The 6,392-nt window shown below is 34.9% G+C and carries 5 protein-coding genes and 1 rRNA gene (1 of these 6 running past the window's edge); 1 reads left to right on the top strand and 5 read right to left on the bottom strand.

The features are described 5' to 3' along the window. From RH915_RS05415 to RH915_RS05400, 4 genes are all read right to left on the bottom strand, one after another. Positions 1–858 (bottom strand): 16S ribosomal RNA (locus RH915_RS05415) (it extends 655 nt beyond the left edge of the window). A gap of 233 nt (positions 859–1,091) precedes the next feature. Further along, entirely contained in the window at positions 1,092–1,892 is an 801-nt protein-coding gene (locus RH915_RS05410; RefSeq protein WP_310478420.1) for a SigB/SigF/SigG family RNA polymerase sigma factor, read from the bottom strand. Positions 1,893–1,898: 6 nt separating this feature from the next. Beyond that, on the bottom strand, positions 1,899–2,324 hold the full coding sequence (locus tag RH915_RS05405; protein WP_310478419.1) for an ATP-binding protein: 426 nt from the start codon (positions 2,322–2,324) through the stop codon (positions 1,899–1,901). Positions 2,325–2,363: 39 nt separating this feature from the next. Then, positions 2,364–2,681, bottom strand: coding sequence for an STAS domain-containing protein (locus RH915_RS05400; RefSeq protein ID WP_310478417.1), 318 nt, complete (start codon positions 2,679–2,681; stop codon positions 2,364–2,366). A gap of 264 nt (positions 2,682–2,945) precedes the next feature. On the opposite strand from RH915_RS05400, the gene RH915_RS05395 reads away from it, so the two are divergent. Beyond that, entirely contained in the window at positions 2,946–3,782 is an 837-nt protein-coding gene (locus tag RH915_RS05395; RefSeq protein ID WP_310478415.1) for a methyl-accepting chemotaxis protein, read from the top strand. Positions 3,783–3,938: 156 nt separating this feature from the next. On the opposite strand, the gene gyrA is transcribed toward RH915_RS05395, so the two are convergent. Further along, on the bottom strand, positions 3,939–6,377 hold the full coding sequence (gene gyrA / locus RH915_RS05390) for a DNA gyrase subunit A (RefSeq protein WP_310478414.1): 2,439 nt from the start codon (positions 6,375–6,377) through the stop codon (positions 3,939–3,941). Positions 6,378–6,392: the final 15 nt, after the last annotated feature.

Below are 6,392 nucleotides of genomic sequence, written 5' to 3'. Positions count from 1 at the left end.
TCCCCAGGCGGAGTGCTTAATGCGTTAGCTCCGGCACTGAGGTTTGACCCCCAACACCTAGCACTCATCGTTTACGGCGTGGACTACCAGGGTATCTAATCCTGTTTGCTCCCCACGCTTTCGTACCTCAGCGTCAGTTACAGTCCAGAGAGTCGCCTTCGCCACTGGTGTTCCTCCTAATATCTACGCATTTCACCGCTACACTAGGAATTCCACTCTCCTCTCCTGCACTCAAGCCCAACAGTTTCAAAGGCTTACTACGGTTGAGCCGTAGCCTTTCACCTCTGACTTGTTAGGCCGCCTACGTACCCTTTACGCCCAGTGATTCCGGATAACGCTTGCCCCCTACGTATTACCGCGGCTGCTGGCACGTAGTTAGCCGGGGCTTCCTCCTAAGGTACCGTCATTATCTTCCCTTAGGACAGAGCTTTACGACCCGAAGGCCTTCATCGCTCACGCGGCGTTGCTGCATCAGGGTTTCCCCCATTGTGCAATATTCCCCACTGCTGCCTCCCGTAGGAGTCTGGACCGTGTCTCAGTTCCAGTGTGGCCGGTCACCCTCTCAGGTCGGCTACTGATCATCGCCTTGGTAAGCTTTTACCTTACCAACTAGCTAATCAGACGCGGGCCCATCCTATGCCGAAGTTCTTTGACCATGAAGGGATGCCCCTTCTCGGCTTTATGCGGTATTAGCACTGGTTTCCCAATGTTATCCCCCTGCATAGGGTAGGTTGCCCACGCGTTACTCACCCGTCCGCCGCTAGGTCTTGGAAGCAAGCTTCCAATTCCTCGCTCGACTTGCATGTGTTAGGCACGCCGCCAGCGTTCATCCTGAGCCAGGATCAAACTCTTAATAAAAAATTTCTGGGTTGTCATCTCTTGGATGACTTTTATTTCTTGCTGGCTTTCTATACTGTTTAGTTTTCAAAGACCTTTTTTCTCGCCGCTTATTGGCGACTTATCTAATATATCATTTCTTGCTGGCTTTGTCAACATCTTTTTTAAAATGTTTTTTCAAAGCTTATATCTCGCTGTCGCCTGTCGTAATTTGTCGTTATCGGCGACTTAATTAATATATCACTTGTACACCTCTATGTCAATACCTTTTTTAATTCTTTTTTAAATTTCTCTATAACTTTTTTCTCCATTCTTGATACTGTCATCTGGGATACCTCTAATACTTTAGCAACTTCCATTTGTGTTTTCTCATCAAAGAATCTTTCTTTTAATACTTTCTTCTCCGCTTCATTGAGTTTATCCATCACATTATTAATAAAATCTTTGTTTTCTAATAATGAATAGTTTTTATCTTCTTCCCCAATTAGATCTAATAATTGTACGTCTTTATCTTCACCTTCATTGTCATAAGTTATATCTAATGATTTTGGATTGTAAACTTGCCCTGCCTCCATAGCCTCAATAACTTCTTCTTCTGAGCAGTTTATATGTTCAGAGATATCTTTAATGGTTGGAGCTTTTTGTAACATTTGATTTAATTCATTTTTAGCGATATTAACCTTTTTTGAAAGCTCTTGTATTCTTCTTGGTACTCTAATTGACCAGCCTTTATCCCTAAAGTGCTTTTTAATTTCTCCTATAATAGTTGGTGTTGCAAAGCTTGAAAATTCATATCCTTTGCTAGCATCAAATCGTTGTATCGCATAGATTAACCCTACGGATGCTACTTGATATATATCGTCATATTCTATACCTCTATTTATATACTTTTTTGAGAGTATCTCTGCTATATAAATATATCTATTGATTAACTCATTTCTAATCGAAATGTCTTTACTTATTTGATATTGTTCGAAAAGGTCTTTTTCGCTCAAACTCTTAATATCAATTTGTGCTTTATCATCATATTTAATTTCGGTGGCTACGCCTTTCATTGATGATCATCTCCCTAAAAATTTGGTCATTCTTATAATCGTACCATTTCCTTTATTTTGTGAAAACTCTACTTGGTCCATCAAGGACCTAATAATAAATACGCCTAGTCCACCTTCTTTTAATTCTGAATGGTCCGGCTTTTCCATTTTATTTGAACCTAAATATCCTTTCCCTTTATCGTAAACTGTTATTTCTATCTTTTTATCATAAGTTTGGAATAATATTTCAAAGTTTTTCTCTTCTTCTTTTATGCCATGGGTTATTGCGTTAGTACATGCTTCAGACACAGCTACTTTTAAGTCTTCAATTTCTTCAATATCAAATCCCATTTTAGATGCAATAGAAGATAAAGTTAACCTAACTATACTAACATATTCAGGTTTATTCGGTATGGATAACTGTATGTTGTCTTCTTCTTTATAATTATTCATAGTTACCTGCTCCTTTACATTAAACATGTTTTTTTATTCTCACTCCTCTAACTTAAATATCTTATCTAAGCCTGTTATTTTAAATAACTTGGTGATGCTTGGTTTTATATTGGTTACAATAATTTGTTTGTTTTCGACATTTATTTTTTTATAAATTCCAATTAATACGCCCAAGCCTGTGCTATCTATGTATTGTAAATCTGTCCCATTGATTTTAATACTTTCTTTTCTTTCTTTAATTAGTTTTGATAAAGTGTCTTTTAAAATATCAGCTGTGTATACATCTACTTCTCCATTTAGTGAAACATTCCATATGTTTTTATCTAAGTCAAAATTACTTTTGATATTTAAAGCCATTTTATAAATCACCTCTTTTCATTAGTTTTTATAATTATAACAAATCTTTTAATTTTAGACCACCATGTCATTGATTATTTATACTTAAAAGTTAAGCCATGTTCATTTACTTATTCATTTAATTATTAGATATTAACAAATTAATTATAATTTTTAACAACATAATTATAAATCATTATTTGTACATATATATTAGTAAAGAAGTTTAATTTTTATATATTCATTGTTGCAATAAATGTGCTTTCATTTCAAAGGGGGGTTACTATGATTTCCGATATTTCTCAAAATACAATTATGTTTGCTTTTGATAAAGTTATTCCGTTCCTTCAAATAATTGTAGAAGAAAAAATGATGATTGGTATTAATAACACGGAAAGGTGTTTAAAATTCTATGATGGCGATGCTGGTTCGGTGCCATCAGCAGACAAGTCAAAACTTAAAAAGGGTTCAGCGGCCTATGATTGTATCCAATGTGGTAGAGTTGTGAAGAAAATTATATCTAAAGAAGTTTTTGGATTTCCTTATAAAGCTATTGGTATTCCTATTAGAGATGAATCAAATAAAATTATAGGTGCTATTGGTTTAGGTATTAGTCTTGAGAAACAAAACAAGATTCTGGAATTATCTGAAGTCTTAGCTAGCTCACTCCATCAAATTTCTCAAACAATTACGGAAATATCTTGTGGTGTTCAAGACACTGTTTCGACTAATTCACAAATTGTATTAAATGCACAGAGTACCCACGCTTCAGCAAAAAACACAGATGATATTCTTCAGTTTATAACTAATGTAGCCAATCAAACAAACTTATTAGGACTAAATGCAGCGATCGAAGCTGCAAAAGCAGGTGAATATGGTAGAGGTTTCAGTGTTGTTGCTGGAGAAATCCGAAAACTTTCCTCATCTAGTAAAGCGTCCGCCAAACAAATTAAGGATACTCTATTTACAATCCAATCTGCTGTTTCTGAAATCGAGGAGAGAATCAATGACAATAATGCTGTCTTCCAAGAACAAGCAGCAGCACTACAGGAAATCACTGCATCTATTCAAGAACTAAATTCTACGGCCCAAATTTTAGAAGAGATGTCGGGAAAATTTTAAGTTAACCTTTTCTAGAAGTCTAGATCCGTGTTGTATAATATTTAGTTGAATAATCTGTTTTGAAGATTTTTATAAAGTAAATTTAATTATTGATTTTACTTCATAACAACAGAAGCACACAAATATCACCTGATATTTGTGTGCTTCTGTTAATTTCTATAATTCTTCTTCTGCATGTTGTGGTAATTGTGCTACTGTTACAATAGCGCTATCTTCTTCAACTCTCATCAAAGTCACACCCTTGGTATTTCTACCTAACTTTGATATGTTTTCTACGTTTAATCGTATTATTACACCTTCATTATTTACTAGTAATATTTCATCTGTAGTATCGACCATTTTTGCACCGACTAATAATCCAGTTTTATCTGATGTGTTATAGGTTTTAATTCCTTTTCCACCTCTTGATTGTATTCGGTATTCACCTATATCAGTTCTCTTACCAAACCCTTTTTGACTCACAACAAATAGGTCTTTCCCTTCTTCTATAACTTCCATTGCTACAACTTTATCATCAGTTGATAATGTAATACCTTTAACTCCCATAGCACTTCTTCCTACAGCTCTTACATCATCTTCTTTAAATCTAATGGATAAACCTTTTGCAGTTGTCATTATAACTTCTTGTTTTTCATCAGATAGTCTTACACTGATCAGTTCATCTTCATCTTTAATGTTGATAGCGATTAACCCGGTTTTTCTTGTACTATCAAAGTTATTTAAAGCTGTCTTTTTAATAATCCCGTTTTTGGTTGCTAGCAATAAATACTGTGATGTACAAGTTTTACTAACAGGTATCATAGCCGCAATCTTTTCATTTGGTAATAATGGTAAAAGGTTTACAATAGCAGTTCCCTTAGCTTGACGTTTTGCTTCAGTAACTTCATAAGCATTCAGCTTGTAGACTTTACCAAGATTTGTAAAGAATAGTATTGCATCTAAATTTGATGTTATTATTAACTTTTCAACGAAGTCCTCTTCTCTTGTTGTCATACCCGAAATACCTTTTCCACCTCTTTTTTGGCTTTTATATGTATCTACAGGTAATCTTTTTATATATCCAAAGTGCGTTAATGTAATAACAACATCCTGTTCGTCAATCATATCTTCTATATTTATTTCACCTGGATCCAAGACAATTTTCGTTCTTCTTTCGTCTGCATACTTTTCTTTTATTTCTTCTAATTCCTCTTTAATAATATTAATTACTAACTGTTCACTTGATAAGATTTCTTTTAGTTTCTTGATTATTTCAAGGGTCTCCCTAAGATCATTTTCAACTTTTTCTCTTTCAAGCCCTGTCAGTCTTTGTAGACGCATATCCAATATAGCTTGAGACTGTCTTTCGGATAAGTTAAATTGATTCATTAGCCCTTCTTTTGCTTCAGCACCTGTTTTCGATGCTCTAATTAAAGAAATGACCTGATCTAAGTGATCTAAAGCAATCTTTAACCCCTCAAGTATATGTGCTTTTTCTTCTGCTTTATTTAAATCATACTTTGTTCTTCGAATAATAATATCTTTCTGATGCTCAACATAGTAGTATAGAACTTGTTTTAAATTTAATACTTGAGGTTGTCCATTTACTAAAGCAATCATTATAATACTAAAAGTATCCGCTAATTGAGAATGCTTATATAACTTATTTAAGACGACATTGGCATTTGCATCTCGCTTTAATTCAATAACAATTCGCATACCTGTACGATCACTTTCATCCCGTAAATCCGATATACCCTCTACTTTTTTATCTCGGACCAAGTCAGCAATTTTTTCTATTAATTTTGATTTATTAACCTGATATGGAATTTCAGTAACAATAATTTGTTGTTTGCCTTTATTTATTTCTTCTATTGTTGCATTTGCTCTAACTTTAACTTTACCTCGTCCAGTCTTATAGGCTTCAATCATACCTTCTTTACCGGTAATTGTTGCCCCAGTTGGAAAATCTGGACCCTTTATATGATCCATTAGTTCCTCTACTTCTATTTCTGGATTATCCATTAAAGCAGTTACACCATCAATTACTTCACTTAGATTATGAGGTGGAATTGAAGTGGCCATTCCTACGGCAATACCATTTGATCCATTGATCAATAGATTTGGGAATTTACTTGGTAGTACAGCTGGTTCCTCTAATGTATCATCAAAGTTTGGTATGTAGTCTACAGTTTCTTTCTGTATGTCCCGAATCATTTCCATGGAAATCTTAGATAATCTAGCCTCTGTATAACGCATGGCTGCAGCACTATCTCCATCTACCGAACCAAAGTTACCATGTCCATCAACCAGTAGTTGTCTTGTGGAGAAATTCTGTGCCATTCTTACCATTGCATCATAAACCGCAGTATCTCCATGGGGGTGATACTTACCTAGAACATCCCCGACAATACGGGCTGATTTTCTGTATGGCTTATCCGGCGTCATGCCTAGCTCACTCATTGAGTATAGAATTCTTCTGTGTACTGGTTTTAGTCCGTCCCTAACATCAGGTAAAGCCCTTCCTACAATTACGCTCATAGAGTAGTCTATATAGGACTTTTTCATTTCATCTTCTATACCTATAGGGATAATTTTATCTTTTTCTTCTATCATATCTGAATCCCCCTA

This window comes from Serpentinicella sp. ANB-PHB4, from assembly GCF_031432315.1.
In the GTDB taxonomy this organism is placed as follows: domain Bacteria; phylum Bacillota; class Clostridia; order Peptostreptococcales; family Natronincolaceae; genus Serpentinicella.
The sequence above is the reverse complement of the archived record's forward strand: the minus strand, read 5'-3'. Positions and strand labels throughout refer to the sequence as shown.

What these genes read in the sequence shown, in the direction of transcription:
- RH915_RS05410 (WP_310478420.1), bottom strand. Translation starts at nt 1,892, where the DNA reads ATGAAAGGCGTAGCCACCGAAATTAAATATGATGATAAAGCACAAATT.
- RH915_RS05405 (WP_310478419.1), bottom strand. Translation starts at nt 2,324, where the DNA reads ATGAATAATTATAAAGAAGAAGACAACATACAGTTATCCATACCGAAT.
- RH915_RS05400 (WP_310478417.1), bottom strand. Translation starts at nt 2,681, where the DNA reads ATGGCTTTAAATATCAAAAGTAATTTTGACTTAGATAAAAACATATGG.
- RH915_RS05395 (WP_310478415.1), top strand. Translation starts at nt 2,946, where the DNA reads ATGATTTCCGATATTTCTCAAAATACAATTATGTTTGCTTTTGATAAA.
- gyrA (WP_310478414.1), bottom strand. Translation starts at nt 6,377, where the DNA reads ATGATAGAAGAAAAAGATAAAATTATCCCTATAGGTATAGAAGATGAA.